This is a genomic window from Ruminococcus sp. CAG:330, assembly GCF_000437175.1.
Classification (GTDB): domain Bacteria; phylum Bacillota; class Clostridia; order Oscillospirales; family Ruminococcaceae; genus Ruminococcus_C.
The window spans coordinates 1-21,886 of sequence record NZ_FR898084.1 but is presented as its reverse complement, the minus strand read 5'-3'; the positions used below and the strand labels follow the sequence as shown (position 1 = coordinate 21,886).

Here is a 21,886-nt window from a genome sequence, read left to right as displayed (position 1 = left end):
AAGACACTTGTATACGCTTGTGAAGACAGGTTCTAATATCCATTGACTACACATTCAAAAATCTGAAACTGCCGTTCCGCAAAACTTTACGGAACGGCAGTTTCTATGGATGATGGCAATTGTTGTTTTCTGATTGGATTACTTTACGTTTCTGCACGCTGCGGCAGCCTGTACCATGTGTTCCAGACTGGGGCGTGTTTCTGCCTCGCCTCTGGTCTTCAGACCGCAGTCCGGATTGACCCAGAGCTTTTCCTTGGGGATGCGCTTCAGCATCTTTTCGATTGCCGTCTGAATCTCCTCCACAGAGGGAACACGGGGCGAGTGGATATCATAGACGCCGGGGCCAACTTCCGTGCGGAAATGGTTTTCCTGCAAAACATCCAGAATCGTCAGATCGGAACGGCTTGCCTCAAAGGTGATGACATCGGCATCCATGTCGTCGATCTCACGGATGATATCTGCAAATTCACTGTAGCACATATGGGTGTGAATCTGCGTTTCCGGCTTGACACCGCTGTGCACCAGACGGAACGCCGGAATTGCCCAGCTCAAATAATCCGACTGCCAGTCCGACTTCCGCAGCGGCAGCTTTTCCCGCAGAGCAGCTTCGTCTACCTGAATCATGCGGATTCCGTTTTTCTCCAGATCCAGCACTTCCTCCCGAATCGCCAGTGCGATCTGGTAAGCACACGCCTGAAGAGAGATGTCCTCTCTCGGGAACGACCAGTTCAAAATCGTCACAGGGCCAGTCAGCATGCCCTTCATGGGCTTTTTCGTCAGGCTCTGCGCATATACCGACCAATCCACAGTCATGGGTTTGGCACGGCTGATGTCGCCCCATACCACCGGCGGTTTTACACAGCGTGTGCCATAGGACTGCACCCATGCCTTTTCAGTAAACAGATAGCCGTCCAGACACTCGCCGAAATATTCCACCATGTCGTTTCGCTCGAATTCTCCGTGTACCAGCACGTCTAGTCCGATCTCCTCCTGCGCCTTGACGCACTCTGCGATCTTCCGGCGATTAAACTGTACATACTCTGCCTCGGTGATCTCACCTTTTCGGAATGCCGCACGGTTGGCACGAACCTCCGCAGTCTGCGGGAAAGAACCGATGGTCGTTGTCGGCAGAAACGGCAGCTGGAATTCGGCATGCTGAATCTTTTCCCGTTCTGCAAATGCCGGCAGACGCACAAAATCTGATGCGGTCAGAGCAGCCACTTTTTCCTGTACCGCTGCATTGCTGCAATTTCTGGATTCGGCAAAGAGTGCGGCGTTTTTCTGATATGCTGCGGTTTCTGCGGGATCCGCAGCATCCAGAATCCGGGACAGCTCCGAGAGTTCGGTCAGCTTTTCCTCAGCAAAGGCAAAGTGCTTCCGGTATTCCTCCGCCAGCTTCTTCTCATGGCGCAGCGTGTACGGCACGTGGAGCAGAGAACACGAGGTGTTCAAAACGATTTCTCCGCAGAACGGCTTCAGCTGTTCCACCAGTTTTCTGGTCTTGTCGTAGCGGTTGCGCCAGATGTTCTTGCCATTGACAACGCCGGCAAACAGCACCTTTTCCTTGGGGAATCCATTTGCCTGTACCAGAGACAACGACTGTTTTCCTTCGAGGAAATCCAAACCGATTCCGTCAAATGCCAGTTTGCATACAGTGGAATAGCAGTCCCGAACATCTCCGAAGTAAGTTTGCAGCAATACCCGAACACTGCCCTTTGCTGCCAAAATCTTCTGGTAGAGCCGGCGGAACAGATCGATTTCCGCTGCGGTCAAATCCATAACCAGACACGGTTCATCAAATTCTACCCACTCTGCGCCAAGTTCGTTCCACTTTTCCAGATAGGTGCAGTATGCAGCAGCAGCCTCATCGGCAAAATCCTCTGCTGTCTTTTCGCCGGTGTACTTTGCCAGCCTCAAAAACGTAAACGGTCCGATGAGCACCGGTTTTCCGGAAATGCCCTGCTGCTTTGCCTCCTGCCACTCGGAAAACGGCTTGGTTCCGGTGAGAAAAATCTGTGTGTCGTCTGCAATTTCCGGCACCATGTAGTGATAGTTCGTGTTGAACCACTTCTTCATGGCAAATGCTTTAACATCACCCTGTGTTCCCTGATAGCCGCGTGCCATGGCGAAATAGGTGTCCAGTTCCGAGAGATGCAGGTCACGATAGCGCTTCGGCACTGCACCGAAAAGCACTGCGGTATCCAGCATATTGTCATAGAAAGAGAAATCGTTTACCGGAATCAGTCCGATTCCGGCTTCTTTCTGCAAGTTCCAGTGGGCAGCACGCAGCTGCTGTGCGGTCTGCTCCAGTTCCTGTGCTGTGATCTCATTTCTGAAATACTTCTCGCTGGCAAACTTCAGTTCCCGAAGGCTGCCAACTCTGGGAAATCCAATGATCGTTGTTTTCATAATTCGCTCCATTTCTGCGGTTTCCATGTGGTTTTTATTGTTTCCATTATACCAGCGATTCAGTGACATGTAAAATATCTATTTTTTACAGTTTGCTATTACTTTTTGGAATATCCGATTGATTTTTTTGCCGTAAAGCCAAAAAGAGCAGGCATAACTGCCTGCTCCATGTTTGGAATTTAGATTATGATACCCGTTTACGATGCATGGAAAATTGCACGGATATAGTTGTATATGTGCGGACGAATGGAGAAACACCGTCAAACTTGAGCTGATCCGCCGGAATCAGATCGGTGGTCAGTCCGGGTGCCGGACACATAGCTCCCACGTAGCCGAACAGATCCGGTCTGGAGAAGCCGATGTTCAGAGATTCCCGACCGCCCATGGAAAAACCGGTAATGGCTGTGTTCTCCCGTCCGGTCAGAACGGAATAGTTCTGCTGGATATAGGGCATCAGCTCCTTGGTCAGCACATTGATGAAGTTGTCATAAGCTGCATTGTTCTGCGCATCCAGTCCGGTGCACTTGTCCTGTGTGGTGCTGGCGCAGATGTCCGGAAAGACAACGATCATTTCCTTAGCCTCTCCGGCAGCAATGCCATTTCCAATGATCTGGCGCAAACACAGCGAAGCATCTCCTGCATCCAGCAAGGCATCCTCATTGCCCCAGTAGCCATGCAGCACATACAGCACCGGATACTTCTTGGCGGTGGTGTATCCTGCCGGAAGCAGCACGTTGACGTTTTTCTTTCTGCCGCAGATCTTGGAGTCATAGATTCTTTTCAAAAGTGCCGTATGCCACACCTGCCTGCTCGGCGGTTGCATTGTCCGGTGCAAATTCCACCACCTGCTTCTGCGCATTCTGCATATAGGCTTCTCCTGTCACTGTGGTTTGCGATGTGGAAAACTTCTGGATTTTTCCCAACAGATAGGCTTGCATCTGCTGGAGGTCTGCGGATTCCAGTGTACCGTTCCCGTCTACATCAGCAGCATCAAAGCTGCGGGTGTCCGAAAATTTTGCAGTCTTTCCGGCTCTCGCTGCTGCCAGCACGATATAATTGACAGAGTTGCCGTTTCCGCCATTGGTTCCCAGCGTGATGCTCTCCCCTTTCCGAAAGTTCTTCTTGTACAAGTGCAGCATCACGTCATTGGAGGTTCGAATGGAGGTGCGGGTATCTTTCCAGCCGTTCAGCCATGCCGGCAGATTGCCGGTCACTCTTGTGTCCATTGCCACATACATGGTCAGATTCTCTCCGGCAGTACAAGTTGCCAGATCGGTCAGAACCAATTTGGAGTCGCAGGCAGTGCAAACAGCTTCCGCACCGCTCAGGTTTTGGGGAATTGAAACTGCGGTAAATTCACGGTCGCCGAACAGGGTGGTTCCTGTTCCGAACGAATCAGTGATAGACCAGTCCGCCACGTTTTCTGTGTCCAGTACCGTGAGATTGCGGATATACTTTCCGTTCAGCGGTTCCAGCACTGGTGATGCGCTGCCGAAATCGCCATCCACAGCAAAACAGTCCAGATAGAGGGAACACGGCAGATCGAAGGTTGCCCGAAATTCAATGGCATTGTCCCCTTCTGCAAGCGTCACCTTCTCAGTTACCGTTTTCCAGTCGCTGTAGGAGCTGCCTTTTTTCAGCGAAAGCGTTTTGACCTTTTTGCTATTTACATACAGATCCACATAAGAGATATCCGATGTAGCTGCATAGCGCAGTGTCAGATCAAATATTCCTGCCTTTTTGACGGTCACTGTATCCTTTGCAGCTGCGCTTGCCTTGGTGCCGAACTTCAGGAAGCCCTGTCCCCAGTAGCCTGTGATCCCGCTGGAGCAGCCGTTTGTTACATTTCCCTCCACGTTCTTGGTGTCAAAGAATTCGCCCTCATACTGCCGGATGCCGGTATAAAACGACGGAAATGCAGGTGCAGTATAGGCTGCCTCCTGGTATGCCGTCTGCCGGTTGGTCTCCGAACCGCCGCACTTGACAGAAATGTCTACCGGTCCGTTCTGTTTGACGGTGATGGTATACGTACCGTCGGCATAAGAGGTGGTCACCTCGCTGGCTGCCTGATTGATGCCACGGTCGGTATAAGTGAGCGTGGGTTCTGCAGTGCAACCGTAAATCTTGAACGTGTTTGTCTTTAACGTCTTGGCATCTTCTTTGTCATAGTTGTTGACGTAGATGTCCACAGCATCGGAATACTCCCGAATGATACCAGTGGTATAGACGGAATAGGTGCACTCCAATTCCTTGCAAGTATTGTACTGAAGGGAGAGATATCCGCCGGCAAGGGTGCCGTCCTTGAACGGGTTGTAGGTCACCCATGTGTTTTCATTTCGTCCGGCGTAACAGTTTCCCCAGTAATCCCGGAAGAACTCGGCAAATATCGTGTCCTCATAATCGGTGGAGGCGTTATAGTCCGGAAAATGCGACTGTCCGCCGCTGGAAGGCTGGATCATCGTCCAAACGCCCTTATCCGCACAGGTGCGCAGCCACGATTTTGCACACGCATAACCGCCCTACACCATTAGCCATTTGTGATTGGTGCTGTCCCAGTTGATGGAGAGGGAGATGTTGAATACCACATAGGGCAAGCACATCCTCCGGAATCAAATCGATGATTTTTGCCGGATCGGCGTAATTCCACGAATCAATGTGTACAATCCACATAGGTTGTGTGTTGGACACCGGCCGCCGGAAATCCCCTGCTGCCTGTGCCGTAATCGGCTCTGCGCTCAGAAGGCTCTTCCAGTTTTCCGATGCCTTGGGCACTGCACCGGAAAATGGCACTGCCAGCAGCAGAACGGTCAAAACTCCGGAAAGTGCCGCCGAGATCCATCGCCGAACAAAATGATGTTTCATAAAAAAGTACCTCCATTCTTCATGTTTCAGCGTGTGTTCTTCTAAAAGTAATAAACTTTTTCGAATATATTATATCATATCTGCACAAATTCGAAAACCGATTTTCTGCACATTTGGTGGATATTTTGCATATATTTTCATTGACTTCTCAGCGCAGATTCGGTATAATGGAGGAAAAGAAGGTGCTGTGATATGAAACGGCTCTTGTTCGGCGTCATTGCTGCACAAATCGCCGATACCGAACAAAAACAGCTACTGCAAGGTATTCTCACACAAGCACAGACAATCTCGGCAAATGTCGCCGTGTTCTCCAACATTTACAATCCAAAAGAACTGTGCACGGTGTCGTATTTCAGCCCGCTCTTTTTTGCCAAGCGCACCATGAGATATGTGGTGCTCTCCTACAACGGTGTATTTACCTATGAGCCAATCTTCCGCAACTGGGCGAAAACCGTTTCCAATGGTCTGGAATTTCTGCGCATGAAAACGGACATCCAGTATTACATCGCCTGTCAGAACATCTCTGACACCTACGACTCCGTCACCGGACTCTACCACGAGACAGGCTTCCGCAGTCAGCTCAAACAAGTGCTGTCCGCCAGCCGGAACAGCACGCTGATGTTTGGCATCCTGAGAGCTCGTGTTCATAGGCGTCTATCTACGTCTTTTCGGCAAATTTTGTTGCATACTGCGTTAAAAATTCTTGCCATACGAAAGTATGCCTGCAAATTTTTGCCTTGTCTGCAAAAAAATTTGCTCGAAAATCCGCATATATTTCCTATGAATACAAGCTCTGAAATTCGACACATTTCAAAATGGTTTCTCCTCCAGACAGCAGGAAAGAACCGTACACGATGCTGTAGCAGTTGCGAAGCTTCTTCAAAAGCTGTTTCCAGCGGCGATCTGCGGGTATTTTCAAAACGGAAAATACGGCATTCTGCAAGTCGGCACAGCAGCGCAGGATGCTGACGCCATGTGGGAACGGCTGTCTGTTTTTCTGTCCAACCAGTTGGGATTTCCAAAGTGCTGCGAAACGAATGCATGGTTCTATGCGGACTGCGTCAGAACCTGTGCCGGCTTCTCACTTTCGGCAGCGGAAAAGCAGCTGGCGGAGCAAATTCAGGCGCAGCATCAAAGGGCACAGGAGCAGCTGCAAACGCCATACGGTGCAAAGCTGCTCGCCTGCCGCAGGACGCTATACCAGCATCCAGAACGAGCTGCATCCATGGAGAACACCGCAGCACGGCTACACTTCAGTGTCGGCTATTTCCGCAATCTGTATCGCAGCTTTTTCGGTATCAGTTATGTACAGGACTGCATCGCTGCAAAGATGAACCGTGCAAAATATTTGCTTTTAAGCACTTCCCTGCATATCGAGGAAATTGCAGTACAGTGCGGATATCTGGACGCCAAGTATTTCATGCGGCTGTTTCAGAAAAGCATCGGATGCACACCAAGCCAATACCGAAAGAAATTTATCTGACGAGCTATTCTGTCTACAAATACTTGACAATCCAAGTGTAAAATTATATACTATAAATATATTCTTTTCAAAAAGGACTTGTGTGTATGAAAAAAATCATTGCTTGCGCAGCTGCTGCCGGAATTACGGCAGCGCNNATTACGGCAGCGCTGCTTGTTCCGCCCACAGCTTCTGCGGATTCGGCGAAAACCGTGGAAATGCCCAATCCGGTAATCAGCCGAAATGTTCCCGCCTATTCCAGTGTCAATCCAGCTACTGCCTGCGCCGGAAACGACGATTACTACTATTCTTTCTGGAACGGCGCTGCGCCGGAGGATTATCTCGCCTATGACCTCTCCGGTGTTCCTGAGGCACAGCGGCAAATCATCGATGCCGTTTGGTACAATACCAGCGCATACGATACCATCGGCATGTACAGCAACCGCAACATGGAACCGTCGGATTATACCATTGAAGTAAATGCAGCGCAGGGCGGCGATTATCCGGAAGACGGATGGGAGATCGTAGAAACCGTCACAGGAAACACCCTCAGTTCCCGGCAGCATCTCGTGGATTTCGCCGGATACAACTGGATTCGCCTGCGCATCACCGGCGTAGACGGAAAAACATCCGGAACGTGCATGGTGAACTTTGACATTCACGACGTTTCCAACGGTATCTGCGACAGCTGGCTGTTTCTGGGAGATTCCATCACTGCCGGCGGTATGAACAACTGTTATGGAACGGGATTCGCCACCTATCTCAACCGGCTGGATTCCCGCTACTTCCCCATTCAGGAAAACGGCGGTATCGGCGGAATTACCAGCACAGACGGAAGAAACAATATTGACCGCTGGCTGGAAACATTCCCCGGAAAGTACGTCTCCATTGCCTACGGAACCAATGACGCATGGGGCAACCAGACCGGTGCACAAACGTACTATGAGAATACGGTATACATGGTGCAGGCGGTTCTGGATGCCGGAAAAATTCCTGTGCTTCCGAAAATTCCCTTTGCCACGGAAGCAGGTGTGCAGAATTACGAACAGGACTATAACGCCATGATCGACCGCATCTATACCCAGTACCCGCAGGTTATTCCCGGGCCGGACTTTTACAGCATTCTTCAGGAGCATCCGGAGTATCTGAGCAGCGACGGCGTACATCCATGCAGCGAGGGATACGAGGAGATGCGGCGCATTTGGGCGGAAACCATGTACGCACGTGTCTACCGGAATACAGCACTGCCGGACGGCGATGTCAACGGGGACGGCGTGGTTTCGCTGGCGGATGCGGTAACGCTTCAGAAGTGGCTGCTGGGGCTGAACGGCTCTGCCACACTGACCGGCGATCTGACGGGAGATGGCGTCATCAACGGCATGGATCTGGCACTGCTGCGGTACAAACTCCTGAACACAGCAAATGACACGGAGAAAGGATGAGAACCTCATGAATCGAAAAAAATGGATTGCACTTCCGACGGCCGCACTGCTGCTGTTCGGCGAGATCGTCCCCGTTTCTGCGGCGGACGCAGAACTTCAATCGCTGCAAACAGCGCTGCTGGGGGCTTCGGAACTCTCGCAGATGGATGATGTCGACGGCGATGGCATTGTGAACGGATTCGACCTGTGTCTGCTCCGAAGCATGCAGCAGACTACCGGCGAATTGACACAGCAGCATTATGCTGCCACCTCGGAATCTGTCAAACTGACCGGCAGAACCATGCGCAGCAACGACACCACCTGGCTGGTGCAGAGCGGTTCTGCGGTATCCTTTACAGTGACCGGAACCTCTGCCTCTGTGACACTTGCCGGCGACAGCTCCATTCAAAACGAAGCCGACTATCGCCCGCGCTATGCGGTTTTGGTGGACGGAGAGATCGTTGCAGATGAGGTCATGAGTTCCGCAGAAAAGACGATGACCTTATTTGAGGGCGAAATCATCCGCACGGCAAAAATTCAGATCATCCACCTCTCCGAGGCAATGAACGGTGCAGTTGGCGTGAAAGATATCTCTGCGGTTTCCGACCGCTCCGATGCGGTCATTCCGGAAAAGGGAAAGGCGCTCTCCATCGAGTTTATCGGCGACTCTATCACCTGTGCCTACGGCGTAGAGGGCAGCAACAGCTATGAGCCGTTCCGGACAACGACCGAAAACTTCATGAAATCCTACGCCTATCTGACCGCACAAAAGCTGGATGCCGATTACAGTGCTGTTTCCTACAGCGGATATGGTGTGCTGTCGGGTTACACCTCCGGCGACATCAACACTGACAGCTTGATTCCGGATTGCTACGGGCTGATCGGAAAACTGCCGGACTACGCAAAGCCATGGGATTTCGACACCCATTCCTATGATGTGGTTGTCGTAAACCTGGGCACAAACGACTCCAGCTACGTGTCCAAGGATGCGGAAGCACGCACGCCGGCATTCATCAGCACCTATGTGGAATTTCTTAAAACCCTGCGGGAAAAGAACCCCAGTGCCTACCTCATCTGCACCCTTGGAACCATGGGCGGTGATCTCTATCCCAGCGTGGAGAATGCAGTAGAACAGTACCGCACAGAAACGGGAGATCAGCGCATTATGAGTTATGAATCAACGCTGCAAAATCAGGCGGACGGCATCGGTTCTGACTGGCACCCCTCGGCAGTCACCCAGCAGAAAAGCGCCTATGTTCTGGCGGACAAGATCTGTCAGGCGCTCGGCATGGAATCCGATCAGATCGGGCTAGACATGGCAGCGGATGCGGAATACCGCCTGAATATTGCTGCGGAAAAAGGCGGAAATGCCGCCTCTTATGTGGGATATGACAAATCTTTCTGGATCAACATGGTCACCGGCGGTGAAACACCGGATGCCATTGAAGCCGAAATTGCCGGCGTTCCGCTCAAAAACGGCGGAAGCTACCGGCTGGAATTCGACTGCACCTCGGGATATGACGGGAAATTGCCGGTACAGGTTCGTGGTGCGGATGGAAGCATATACTTCAGCAGCAAGTTTGATGCGGTTTCCGAAAAGACGCACTTCTCCGCAGAGTTCACAGCAGAGCAGGACGATGCAGCGGCTTCTATTATCTTTCAGCTGGGCGGGAAAGATTCCTACAATGTCACACTCTCCAACATCTCTCTGGTAAAAATCTCGTAGAGATTTTCGATGACTGCAAATGAATCGAAAAACGAAGGGCTAGCATCCTATATGGAATGCTAGCTCTTGTTGTTTGTGATTGAACTGTGTTGCAATCAGGATTCCCAGATGCAGTCAAAATAAACTGTCGCCCGAAACAGCGTTTCGTTCCCTGCCAGCGGCACTCGTTTTTCTGTAAATTTCGCACCCATTCCTTTGGAGCTGACACAATCCCGATACCGCCGAATGGGCAGTTTCTCCCACATTTGCTTGCTTCCCTCATAGTAGACCGCTTCCAGCGCATCACAATGCAGAAATACGTCCTCCGGAATATCTCTCACAGTTTTTGGAATCCAGATGCACCGAAGAGCAGTACATCCGGAAAACGCATTTTCACGGAGAATTCGCAGGTGTTTCGGCAAAATGATCTCCTGCACCGTGGCATTTCCGGAGAATGTGCTGCTCATGAGATCCACAATTTCACTCTGTCCAACATAATCCGGCAAACGAATCAGCGCTGTATCTTCCGGCGACGAAACACCATGGAGAATCGATGGCGTTGTTGGTGTGCGCGGGAACAGCATGGTGCAGATATTTTTTGTCTGAATGGTTTCCGTTACCGGCGCTGAAATGCGCAGCTTTCGATATTCGTTAAATTCCATCAGTTACTCCCCTCCCAATTCATTGGCATGAAAAAATTGCATTGTGCTTTGCAGCTGGTTGGTTCCGTAGGATTCCAGCAGCTGAAAGGTATCCATTCTTCCTTGAATCACGTCCTGTATCAACAGCAGATACTTCTGATCTTCCGGCAGCTCCTCCGCAGTGCAAGCGCTCAGCCACAGGCTGAATACATCACAGATGCGATGAAAAAAACCGCCCAGAGCGTGCGTCTTGTCTGCCGTATATTCCTCCAGATTGAGAAGCATATCCGAGATATCTCCGTACTCACGGTGTCTTTCATCGTCTGCTTCGTTCCACAGTCCGCGAATAACACCATAGTTCACATTTCCAAAGCGATCCGGACACTTGACAAGATCCCCTTCCGCAAACGGCAGCGGAACCGCAACAAAACAGGTATCCAAATCCAGACTCGATGCGCATTCCCGAAGCTGCATATCGTACAGCACATGTTCGGAATTCCAGTAATAGATGTATTCAACCTGTGTCCTGGCATTCTCCAGCGGAATCCGGTGGATTTCTGCGGAAAATGGCTGCATATATTCGGCATGCTGCTCGTTCAGATAAGAATATGCCTCTTCAAAATTACTGAAATACACCGGTTTTTCTTCGGAATATCCGGCTTCTGTACAGATCACAGAAAACACAACGGCATCTGGTTCATACTGCTTTTCCAATGCCTCCTGCATCCGTGTCACATACTCCAAAACGCCCTCCCGAAAATCCGGAAAGGTATGGCGTACCCGATCCGCCCCGAACTCCGCCGAGGAATATTGCGCAGCAAGCTGCCGGAGCGCTGCCATTTTTTCTGTGACGGATTGCTTCACACTCATACTGATCAGAACCGCCTGTTCTGCCGGAGTAAATGCTGTGTTCCGGTGATACCGGCGAATGTCCGGCGAATCCAAAAATTCTAATCGTCCTCCGCCGTTCGCATCAATTCCCGCAACAAGGCGTGCTTCTCGATGAGAGAAATGTGAAGACACGTTCCAATGCAAAATGCCGCCTCCATTGCCGAAAAATGATATCCGATTTTTCGGCAATGTGCTGCAATGTCTCCGGAATTGATATACGAAGCAATATCCATATTCTTCCTCCCTGTAAATCCGCAAAAGTCACTGGTCAAAGCTAAATATTGAATTTTCACGCAATCCGTCACAAGCTTCCAACAGTGATTCTTACGTTTTCCGATCACATTCTGACAATTGCAATATACCAGAATCCGCATGATTTGTCAAGGGGTATGGCGAATCTTTATTGGTATTTGCAGATTTTTTATTTTTATATTTGAAATACAGAAATTTCATATCTAAGCTGGTATAATGTATTTGAAAACAAAAACAAATCATGATTCAAAGAATATCATGACAAAAAAGGAACATGGAGGAATTAAAATGAATGCATTTGGATGGTTTGAAGCAAAAATCCGCATTTACACAGACACGAAAGAGGCACTGGAGCTTTTGCAGCTGCTGGAGAAGCGTTTTCAGGAGACGGAACAGAAATGGTCGGAAGAAAACTCAGAAGACGACTTGTTCGCTGGTTTCCGCAAGGACAAACAGCCCGACTACACGGAATACGAGATGGATTCCAACTATACCCAATTGGCTTTTCAGCTTGGAAATCAGCTGTACGAGGACCTGAAAAAGGTGGACACGCTCAACAACGGTTCCTTTGCCTTCGAAACTTCCAGCGACGATTATGGTTATAACTATGCAGTTTATGGTGCGGCAAAGTATCAGGAAATCAGTCTTGCAGAATTTGGCAAAGGCGAGTGGGTTACAGATCAAAACTTTTTCATTCATCTGACAATGAAGCTGAAAACCTGGATGGCGCTGTTCGATGAGAAAAAAGAGGAGGTACTTCCGGATCTGTCGTGGGCAGATGAAGACTTGTTTTATGACATATTTGACGAGAAATTCGCAAAGGCAATGGATGTGGGAAACATCAGCGTCATGGACGTTACCTATTTCAAGAATGGCAAGCCGTATTTTCTCCATCTGTCGGATGGGAAAGTGTATCCTGCCGGAGAAGAAACGTGCGTGCCGGATCAGGAGCATTTTTATTGCGAGGAGGACGAAATTCATCTGAAGCTCTCTGCCGCTTGCCGTCATTTGACAAACGAACGTGTTCTGCAGCTTCGGGAGAGCTTCTATGAAAATCTGGAGGCACTGAAACAGTATCAGGAGGATGTGAAGCTTCTGATGAGTTTTCATTATTTTGACCAGAAAAAAAGCGATGCGCTGTATCAAAACGAAATGATCGGCTCCCGGTACTCGGTACTTCGTTTTGATACGGGCGTCAATCGATTCGATGTGCCGACGGTTTTGGTGCCGGTGATGGAACAGTAAGAGAAATCGATTAAAATTCCAACAATTCTATTTCGTTGATAACAAAAGCGCTCCCGTGGAACAGACAGCTGTTTCGCAGAAGCGCTTTCATGATATAGGAATCTGTTTATTTTTGTTTGCTTAACTGTATCTGAAATCGGAAGCTGCTTGCCTTTGAAATCGATGTCATCAGTTCCGGTAGCAGACATCACATCTTGAATATAATCCCAAATGTCATCCTTGTGAAAATGGGTGCCTGATAAATGACACTGTTTTCATCAGCATGATCGATAGCAAGTTCACAGTCCGTACCGCCAAAACAATAGCCATTTGCATCATAGGCATGCTTGCGGAACAAGTGAATATCTCCTGCGGCAAAAACAGCACTTCTGAAAACAGTTTCTCCCGGCGCAAGATTGATGTTCTGCCAGGAATACGAGATACCGGAATCATAGCCCGTAGAATAATTAGAACCGTTGTGTCCAGTATAAGCATTTTGTGTTCTGCTGCTATAAACGCCCCACCAACAGTCGCCATCATCAGACAGAGAAAGACTGAAGATGTTTCCAGAACCATCATGCATCTCAATATTTGGCACATTGGAAAACATGGTGTGATTTTCACTGGTAACTGGCGTCTGATCGGCGCTGTAGCCATAAATTGCTGCATGGTCATTGCCACCGATCATAACATCTGCAGTGCTGGCAAGTCCGAACTCCGTCACCGGATTTTCACTTCTGTTCTGAATGACGTAGGTGATCTTCACAAAGGCATTTTCCTGCTCATTCTCCGAAATTTTTCCTTTGGAATCACTAAACGAAAAAATCGGTGTCACATAAATCTAATTACCAATACAATACTCTGCATTCTGCGCATCAAAAGCGGTAATGTTGCTTCTGATATTTGCAGAAATTTCGTCGATCTTATACTTATAGTACAAGTTATAGCCAGCATCTCCGTATGTTGTTCTGAGAGATCCGCCATTTCCCCGCAAATCAAAAAAATTGCTATTCTGATTCAACAGCAGATATGTCAAATTAGAAATGCGGTTGGTTTCGCTGGTCGTGCCATATTTCCAATTTGCATAATAAGTCATATTCTCCTGAAACTCGGTTACGATCTCTCCAGCAGTATTGGCCCAGCCGGCAAACACGAGGTTAGAGTTTACCGGCGGTTCCGGATTGGGAATGCAGGTCGGTTCGGCATCGTCAGACAAACTGCATATGCCATTGCTGACCACAAATGAACTATCGTTCATGATCCCGCCAGTAAGGTTAAACTTTGTAGTTGCAGAGGAAACCAAAAACGGATTTTCCTCCTGTTCGCCGGTACCAGCTTCTTCTGCATGCGCTGCCATCGTCAGTGAGCCATACGCCGCAAACGGAATTGTCCCTGCTAAGATTGTCATCGCACTCAAACCAGCCAAAAAGCGTTTGACTCGTGAGTGCCCCCAAATTTTCCCTTTCATCTGTCTTCCTTTCCTGTAAAAATATGTTATTTCTTGTACCGGTTCTGTGCTGCGAAAATTTAAATTTCCAAAAAGATGAACATTCAAATACTTTCATAAAGTATCATAAGAATTGTATCGCAAAGATGCTTACGAAAAGACATAAAGCCAGCCCGACGTAGGTTATTTTAACATACTTTTATTTTAAAAGTCAATACGCTTGTACAGATTTAACTATTTTTTAATACTTTTCGATGGAATTGAAAGAAAGAAATGATAAACATCATAACAAAAAAACAGATGCATTGTAAAACACAGTGCATCTGTCTTTGTTTTTTATAATCTCCGGAATCCTACAGATGTTACTGCATCTTGTAGGCGTCAATCATTTTCTTGACCATCTGTCCGCCGATAGAACCGGCTTCCCGTGCAGTCAGATCGCCGTTATAGCCCTGCTTCAAAGTCACGCCAACTTCGCTTGCAGACTCCATCTTAAAACGTTCCATAGCTTCCTTGCCCTTCTGCGTAAATTCACCCTTCATGATGACATCTCCTTTTTCATTCTTTTGGTTTTTGACTTTTTGCAGCTGCGCCTAAATTTCAGCGGCTTTCGTGCTGCACTAATAGTATGACAAAAACGGAAGATTCTATGAGAGGTAGTTTTTTTCGTTTTTTGTGCATGGGACTGGAGCTTCTGGAAAGAATGCGTTTTTTCGCTGGAATTTGCGCCTATTTCCTGCCGAAAAACTTGAATTTTTTCAGAACGCTTCGGGTTTCCTCGCTCGGTTCATGTCCAGCGTCCTTTTCTTCGTCAAAAAAGCGCTGAACGTCGTTCACCAGCATTTCCCGCATACACTGCACCAATTCCGGCGGAAATTCTGTACACGACACGACTTCTGCTACTCTTTTCCAGCTCTTGAATTTAATGCCGGAACGCTTTACTGCTCCATAAATCAGAAAAATGGGATATTGCGTACCGCCCAGCGACGCAATACGGCAGCAGATCAGCAGCGAGAAGCCTGCAAGTTCTTTCTCCGAGTGGAACGGCACCTGCAGCAGCAAATTCTCCACAAGTTTTGAAAACTCCAGAGAATATCCCCAAGCGCCGTTCTGGAGCAGCAAAATCGTCCATTCAAACTGATGCTGCAGAGGCATCTGAGAAAGATTCTGATGAAAACGTTCTTCCCAGCTTGCCGTGAAACGGCTGCCATGCCGCTGCATCATCTCGATGGTTTGATACGCTCTCTGAAAAGCATCCGGCTGGCTCCAGATCATCTCCTGCAGGGCGTGGACAAATGCATCCCCCAGGTAGGAACTCTCCAGAATTGAAAATGCCTGCTCCTGATAGTTCGGATTCCACTGCATGTACAGTTTGGCCAGATGCTGTGAAAATACCGTTGCACAATCGCTGGCACTTAGAAGATCCAACGCCATCTGCGGAGAAACTGTCGGCTGCGCAACGCCGAAAAGCCGTTCCAGCTGCCTGGAGAGGAACTGCTTAACCTTCGCCTTTCCATTCTCCGACTCTGACAGGAGCCTTGCCAAAATTTGAAATGCCTCCTGCTCCTCCGGACGACTCAGATCCAGCAGCTTCAGCAAGAGAATCAGCTTGTTTTCCGAGCATTTTTTCATGGAAGCAAAATACTCGCACCACTGCTTTGGCTTCTGGCAGAAATACATACGGATTATCGTCTCTGTGGAATAGCCCACCAGTTGGCAAACTGCCTCCAGCTGTATCAGATGCTGGAAATCATCCTCCGCATCTTTCAGCGCATCCGCAGCATAGCGCCAAATTTCATTCAGCAACTGTTCCCGAGAGAGCAGTCCGTTTTTCAGGCTGCTCCGCAAAACGACAATGGCATCCTGCAATTCCGCATCACTGAGCGAAGCACTGAACAGTTTGGACGGATACACGGCATGCAGCATCTTCTCCTGCACCTCTCTGGAATAGTACGGGAACAGCGCTGCACGCTCCGTGCCAACCGGATAAAATGCAGTGTACTCCGTGCCGTAATCCCGGTAGGTCGTGTTATGCATCAGGTATTGGTGATATTCCTGAAGCAGCTTCTCATCTCCCTGGCAAAATGCACGAATCACCGGCAGAAACGCATCGGTTTTTATTGTGGGAAGCAGCAGGCACTCCAAGTCAAACAGCACCACATCTTTCCGATTCTGGAATGCTCCGGCATCGTAATTGGTGGCATGACTTTCCGGCGCACCGTTGACTGTGGGGGAATATACGCCGCACAGTGCCATTTGCGCGGGAATCTGCGGGACAGACGTCTCTCCAAGTCCGTCATAGGTGTTAAACGAGATGTTCTTGGCGATCTCCAAGGGAAACAGCAGCGTAACAGCTGCGATCCAGAAGATGATGTTTTCCTTTTTATCGCAGATCAGAATGGGACGATTTCCGCCGGAACGCTCCTGCAACAGCGCATAGAACAGGCTTGCCAGATATTCCATGCGGTTGGAATCAGCCTGCAAAAATGCGTGTACCGACTCCCGTGTCACACGTTTTCCAGCAATCAGAGAAACCGGCGGCAATGCTGCTGCACGGCTATCCCGATTGCCGTTGACGAAATACGAGCGTGTCAGTTTGTTCTGGAAAAACGCATTGTCACCGTAAAAGCAGGGATAATCCAGAACCTCCCGCATGCTGCCTACCAGCGTATAGACCAGCTTGTTTCCGGCACGTCCCTCGCTGACGATTTCCCGTCCCAGATTCTTTCCAAAAACAAAGACAGCGGTCTCCTCGTGGGAAATCTCCAGCTTCTGATAGGAAAACCGCTGCGGATGGTATTGTGCAATGCTCTGCGCTTCCTGTACAATATCACGATCATAGTCTGTGATGGGATTCACTTTCCATACTTCGGAATTGGATGGAACGCAGTAGTTTCTCCCGTCCGCCATGGTCTGAAGTTCCGGCGCACGGTGAAAGTAGGCTGCCATGCCGTCCGAAAACGAGTAGAAGCCCCAGCCACGATTTCCGCTGTCATAGTCTTTAAAACAATACGTATAGATCGATTGCTCCACGATTCAATCACTCCTTTTACAGTGCATGCATATCCTTCATGATCCAGTAAAACGGATCCATAATATGGCGCGGATGGTGGATGGGCGGTGTTACAATGCCGCTTTTGACCTGCGGTGCAGCACCAAAGCAGGAGAAAGCGTAGTAATTCACGGTCTTGAAATAGCGTTCCGCTTTGTTGACCAGATTTTCCTCGTTGTGCTGCATCAGAAAATTTCGAATCAGATTGCTGTTCAGATTCCAGCGCTTCTTATCCAGCCGTCCCTTGGCATCCAAAACCGCCGTGGTATCTGCGCCCTCGCATCCGATAGAAAAGCCCGGCGGGCACAAATCGGCTTTTTCCGCATAGTCCCACTTGGCAACGCCGATAAACAGCGGAATCTTTTTTCCCTTTTTGCCCTGCTGCTGTTCCAGTGCACCGATGATATTTTCGATGGCGATCTCATTGCTCTGGGCGGTCGCCTCCTGCTGCGGAAAGTCGATGTCCTTTGCCCGAAGTTCCTCCGACATTCCGGGAAGGTTCAGCAAATCCAAAAGCAAAATGATGTAATCCGCACAAAACAGATAGTTCAGGCTGGCAAGCCGTTCCATCTCCTGCGATTCCTCACCGGGACGATCTGTCAGCGACAGGATAATCTCCTCGCAGTCTTTTTTGGCAACAGACTGGAACCCCACCACGGAGGAAAAGTTATCCGCATGCTTCTGCGTGCTGTCCAGCACATCCGACTGTTGAATCCGATGCAGATTTTGTTCCCGCCACTCGATCAGTGCGTGGCTTTTGGCAGACACCAGCACACCGGTCTCGCTGGATTTGGACGCTACCACGTCAAGCAGATAGGTGCTCTTTCCGGAGCTTGAGAAGCCGGCGATGGCTACCACAGCAGTGGGTTCCGGCGGAATGATGTTGTTTTGATTCCGGCAGGCATCGTTGGAGCAGCAGATTCGCATGACACTGCCGCAGTTGCTGCACAGGGGAATCCCCCGATAATCCAGCGGAATATTCTTGTCCGGCTGTGTGATCGCAGTTTCCGGATGCTGTCCAGCACACTTTGGGCAATAGAACGAATATGTCTCGATTTTATGATAGCAATAGGGACAGTAATCGTGGGGATAGCGATACATCTTACCCATCTCTCAGACCTCCCGAAAATAGAACAGACGGCGTTCTGCGAGATTTTCCGGCCGGATCACAAAGCCTGCTACCTTTCCGGTAGCGGTAAATTCATAGCGCACATCCTGAACAGGAGCACCCTTGCTGTCAATCTTCTGGGAGTCGAACGTTCCGGAGGCAACCATATTTCCGCCCCGATTGTAAGCGACAAAGCTCAGGCGGGGGATGCGCGGAATATGGCTGGCAACGTGGAACGTCACGGAATATTTGTGCCCGAACACGCCCTCTTTCTGACGGTGATAATTGATCTCATACAGCGCATTTCGAATCACCAAGGTTCCGACAGCGTTTCCGCTCTTGATCCATCCGCAGAGGAACAGCACGGCAGACGACCCGCCGTTCTTTCGAATTTTGACTTTGAATGCGCCGCCAGAATAGGACACTTTCCCCAGCGGTGCGATTTCGTAGCCAGGCTCGCTGTCATTCATATCCTTGGGGAAGCGGTCAGTACGGCAGGCGAACTGGATAATTGTCCCATCCGGCAGTTCCGAACTTGGCCACTGGTTCCCGTCGAAGTCCAGATTGACTTCATCGACCCGCCGTCCCTCTTTTCGAATGACACGTAGCATCTCCTTTTCCACTGGCGTATACGAGAAATCGGGGACGATACGCTTTCCATATTTTCCGCTGCGATCCACCGCAAAGACACAGATCTGATAGGACTGGTCATACTGGAGATTCCGTGCCTGAAAGGAAATGCTATTTCCGCTGACCGTTCCCATAAGTCTCATGCCGTCTTTCGGACTCTGGATTCTCGCTGTTCCCGCTTTGACGCAAGCGATATACTGGAACTGCGCTATCTGGCTTCGGTTGGTAAACTCAACGGTCAGACGCAGAGAGCGATCGGACTGCATCTTCTGGACGGACTTCACATCCGGCCAGTTGATTCCCGGAGTTACTGCCGGCAGATCACCCAGCTTCACCACATCGTCATCATCGTTCATCTCCCACAAACTAGCGTAGTACGTCTTTCCCATTTGCAGATTATCCGCCCGAAAGCCCTGAATGCCAACATCTTTGATCAGCTTCGCAGTCTGGCGATAATCCTTGGCATAGCCGTTGGTGTCCAGCGTTGCCCAGAGCTGCCGGCCGGTGAAGCCCCCCACAGAATATCGGAAAATCGCACTAGTTCCCTCAAATCTGGAAACGCTCTTTTTCGGCATCAAGGTGGCAGTGTGCACTTTCATATAGTGCAGCGCATCGTTGAGCAGATTTTCGTCGATCTGGTCGGCAAAATAGCGGTACGCTGCCGAACTAATACAGCGCACAGTGGACTTTCCGAACCAGCGTCCCATGACCTGAATCATCTTGAAATCCCGATAGCGCTCGTACTCTGCGAAAAAGTCCCCCGGAATCTTCTGGATCTCGTCCACGGACAGACGAATTCCCAGCACATCGTGATCCTTACAGCCTTGCAGCAGCTGAATCAGCTCCTGTTTGTTCGGAATTTTATTGCAGCCCAGATGGTATTTTAAAAAGTCGTAGATCGTGATATAGTGCAGCCGCTTTTTGGTTTTGACGTAGTCGCAGGATTCCAGATGAGTTTCAATGCTTTTGAATTCCATGTGGATCTTTAGAGCAGCTGCCAGACCGCGCAGATAGTCCTCCGTCTTTTCATAAAGGTAATCCCCCGGAATTGGCGGAACGATTTGCAGTGAGATGCCGTGTTTGCTGAGAATCTGCTTCAGGAATTTTTCCGTTATCTCCCGCTTCTGCGCCGGTGTTCCCGTGGCGCCGATGACCGGATTCATAGGCGTTCCCAGCTGGAGGACAATGTTCTGGAACATATAGTTTCCCTTTTTCACATTGTCAACGATAAAGTCCCACTCCTCCTGCGTCACGCCGCCCTTTCCGCTCAGCAGCCGATAAACCTGACACACATCCTCTTCCAACAGTCGAAGCGCCTCATGGTAATTGTCGTTCAGCATGCGCTCCGTGATTTCCGGCGTGACACCATCAGCGAGCTTCATGGCGATCTGCCGATATGCCGTCACCTTTACCGGTGCCGGAGGAGAACATTTTTCCATAGGAGAACGAGTTTCCACGTACAAATTTGCGTCTTCACTATACTTGATCATTTACACTTTTCCTTTCCCCGATACTTTTCTGAATCTTTATGCAGGACTGCTCCCGCATACTCAGTGGGAGGAATTCAGTACCTGTGCAATGTTGGTCATTGCATAGCCCAGATTGGATAGATTTCCAACGCCGGACAGATCGGTTCGGGTCGCCAGATTTTTGATAAACTTCTCGTTTGCATCGCCAAAACCCTGCGCAACGATTTCAAAACCGCTTGCCACATATTTCTTTTTGTCCGAAATAGCATCTCGTGCAGCATCCGATGTCCACTCACCGTCTGTGAGAACGATGGTATAGGCATATTTCAGTGTTTTACGGCTTGCCTCCGCTTTCAGCATCTGATATGCATGATCCATGGGGTTGGCGCTCGTGCCGTAGCCCAAAGTATCGCCGACCTCCATCTTCCGCACCAGACTGCGGAACTGGTTTCGGTCATTGGTCAGGTCACAGATTTTCTTTTCCCGAGAGGCAAAGCCAACCATGCCGATGGAAACAGCGTCCGACGAGAACTTCTTGACAAAGTCGTAGATGAAATCCTTCGCCTGATCCAAGACACCGCTCATACTGCCGGACAGATCAATGGCAATGACGATCGCACCATGAGATGGCATCTGGATTTTCTCCGGCTCAAAGGTACGGTCGGCGCACTCCAGCACCTTCTGTACCCGCAGTTGCTTTCCGGACTGCTCTGCTGTGATGTTGACCGTTCCGTCCGGATTGTGGAAGTAAGTCACCGAAAACGGCTGGTTCGGGGTGATGCCCATGGTCTGATATTTGCCGATGATGGCACTCTCCTCCGGCAGCGACTCGCTCTCCCACTGAGTCAGGTAAATGTCCTGTGTGTTGGAGTTCAGCCGGAACTGTTTGGTCATCGTTGCCTGCTGGGTGGCAGTGTTTCGCGGAATCATGATCTCGTTATAGAATGTCCGATAGAGCACATCGCCCTGATTTTCCTCCCGTGCTGCGATCAGTCCCAGCGAATGGGAGATGACATCCTTGACCGTCTTATTTCCGGCGGAAATCTCAAATCCAACCTGACCGTCCAGCGAGAAGTTCTGAATGGACTGCGCAATGGAATCGGCTGTGATGGCTGCACCAAGGGCAACTGCCTCATCCGCATTAACACCACGCAGTGCCGGTTTTCCCTGCAGTTCCGTGATGTAGTCCTCAATCATGGTCATACGGGTAGAACCACCCACAAGAATCACATCATCGATATCGTTCCAGGACAGCCCGGTTTCCGCAAACATGTCCTGAATCAGCTTACCGGTGTGCTCCACCAGCGGACGGG

Annotated in this window: 18 protein-coding genes; 5 read left to right on the top strand and 13 right to left on the bottom strand. The window is 49.7% G+C overall.

The annotated features are described in order from the left end of the window. Positions 1-138: 138 nt before the first annotated feature. The 4 genes from metE to QZL66_RS09740 all read right to left on the bottom strand — a co-directional run bounded on the left by metE (position 139) and on the right by QZL66_RS09740 (position 5,271). A complete protein-coding gene (gene metE, locus QZL66_RS09755) occupies positions 139-2,409 on the bottom strand; it encodes a 5-methyltetrahydropteroyltriglutamate--homocysteine S-methyltransferase (RefSeq protein WP_022411531.1) in 2,271 nt (756 codons plus the stop codon). A 184-nt stretch (positions 2,410-2,593) separates the two neighbouring features. Next, positions 2,594-3,193 (bottom strand): alpha/beta hydrolase, encoded by a 600-nt coding sequence (locus tag QZL66_RS09750; RefSeq protein ID WP_293602245.1) that lies wholly within the window; start codon positions 3,191-3,193, stop codon positions 2,594-2,596. Beyond that, complete coding sequence (locus tag QZL66_RS09745; RefSeq protein WP_022411529.1) at positions 3,177-4,868, bottom strand: carbohydrate-binding protein; 1,692 nt, start codon at positions 4,866-4,868, stop codon at positions 3,177-3,179. The genes QZL66_RS09750 and QZL66_RS09745 overlap by 17 nt, the downstream gene beginning before the upstream one ends. A gap of 13 nt (positions 4,869-4,881) precedes the next feature. After that, positions 4,882-5,271, bottom strand: coding sequence for a glycoside hydrolase family 98 domain-containing protein (locus QZL66_RS09740; protein WP_022411528.1), 390 nt, complete (start codon positions 5,269-5,271; stop codon positions 4,882-4,884). 192 nt (positions 5,272-5,463) lie between these two features. On the opposite strand from QZL66_RS09740, the gene QZL66_RS09735 reads away from it, so the two are divergent. The 4 genes from QZL66_RS09735 (at position 5,464) to QZL66_RS09720 (ending at position 9,880) form a co-directional block, all read left to right on the top strand. Then, positions 5,464-6,240: a hypothetical protein gene (locus QZL66_RS09735; protein ID WP_022411527.1), complete on the top strand. Its 777-nt coding sequence runs from the start codon at positions 5,464-5,466 to the stop codon at positions 6,238-6,240. Between the two features lie 4 nt (positions 6,241-6,244). Further along, positions 6,245-6,754, top strand: coding sequence for an AraC family transcriptional regulator (locus QZL66_RS09730; RefSeq protein ID WP_022411526.1), 510 nt, complete (start codon positions 6,245-6,247; stop codon positions 6,752-6,754). A gap of 86 nt (positions 6,755-6,840) precedes the next feature. After that, a complete protein-coding gene (locus tag QZL66_RS09725) occupies positions 6,841-8,175 on the top strand; it encodes a GDSL-type esterase/lipase family protein (protein ID WP_022411525.1) in 1,335 nt (444 codons plus the stop codon). A gap of 7 nt (positions 8,176-8,182) precedes the next feature. Then, entirely contained in the window at positions 8,183-9,880 is a 1,698-nt protein-coding gene (locus QZL66_RS09720; RefSeq protein ID WP_022411524.1) for a GDSL-type esterase/lipase family protein, read from the top strand. A 95-nt stretch (positions 9,881-9,975) separates the two neighbouring features. Here the strand turns inward: QZL66_RS09720 and QZL66_RS09715 are convergent, their stop codons facing one another. Both QZL66_RS09715 and QZL66_RS09710 read right to left on the bottom strand, forming a co-directional pair. Further along, entirely contained in the window at positions 9,976-10,521 is a 546-nt protein-coding gene (locus tag QZL66_RS09715; RefSeq protein ID WP_022411523.1) for a leucine-rich repeat protein, read from the bottom strand. Positions 10,522-10,524: 3 nt separating this feature from the next. Further along, a complete protein-coding gene (locus QZL66_RS09710) occupies positions 10,525-11,445 on the bottom strand; it encodes a hypothetical protein (RefSeq protein ID WP_022411522.1) in 921 nt (306 codons plus the stop codon). A 486-nt stretch (positions 11,446-11,931) separates the two neighbouring features. Here QZL66_RS09710 and QZL66_RS09705 point away from each other — a divergent pair, with 486 nt between their 5' ends. Next, entirely contained in the window at positions 11,932-12,888 is a 957-nt protein-coding gene (locus QZL66_RS09705) for a hypothetical protein (RefSeq protein ID WP_022411520.1), read from the top strand. 187 nt (positions 12,889-13,075) lie between these two features. Here QZL66_RS09705 and QZL66_RS09700 read toward each other — a convergent pair whose 3' ends face one another. The 7 genes from QZL66_RS09700 to QZL66_RS09670 all read right to left on the bottom strand — a co-directional run. Beyond that, on the bottom strand, positions 13,076-13,633 hold the full coding sequence (locus QZL66_RS09700; protein WP_022411519.1) for a hypothetical protein: 558 nt from the start codon (positions 13,631-13,633) through the stop codon (positions 13,076-13,078). A gap of 75 nt (positions 13,634-13,708) precedes the next feature. Continuing rightward, the gene (locus QZL66_RS09695) at positions 13,709-14,335 is read right to left on the bottom strand and encodes a hypothetical protein (protein WP_022411518.1); all 627 of its coding nucleotides are present in this window, start codon (positions 14,333-14,335) and stop codon (positions 13,709-13,711) included. A gap of 341 nt (positions 14,336-14,676) precedes the next feature. Further along, positions 14,677-14,856 (bottom strand): alpha/beta-type small acid-soluble spore protein, encoded by a 180-nt coding sequence (locus tag QZL66_RS09690; RefSeq protein WP_022411517.1) that lies wholly within the window; start codon positions 14,854-14,856, stop codon positions 14,677-14,679. A 187-nt stretch (positions 14,857-15,043) separates the two neighbouring features. Then, positions 15,044-17,347: a GAP1-M domain-containing protein gene (locus QZL66_RS09685; RefSeq protein WP_022411516.1), complete on the bottom strand. Its 2,304-nt coding sequence runs from the start codon at positions 17,345-17,347 to the stop codon at positions 15,044-15,046. A gap of 16 nt (positions 17,348-17,363) precedes the next feature. Continuing rightward, positions 17,364-18,476: a hypothetical protein gene (locus tag QZL66_RS09680; protein WP_022411515.1), complete on the bottom strand. Its 1,113-nt coding sequence runs from the start codon at positions 18,474-18,476 to the stop codon at positions 17,364-17,366. A 3-nt stretch (positions 18,477-18,479) separates the two neighbouring features. Continuing rightward, positions 18,480-20,594, bottom strand: coding sequence for a hypothetical protein (locus QZL66_RS09675; RefSeq protein WP_022411514.1), 2,115 nt, complete (start codon positions 20,592-20,594; stop codon positions 18,480-18,482). A 60-nt stretch (positions 20,595-20,654) separates the two neighbouring features. Further along, on the bottom strand, positions 20,655-21,886 hold a 1,232-nt coding region (locus QZL66_RS09670), incomplete at its 5' end, for an Hsp70 family protein (RefSeq protein ID WP_293602236.1).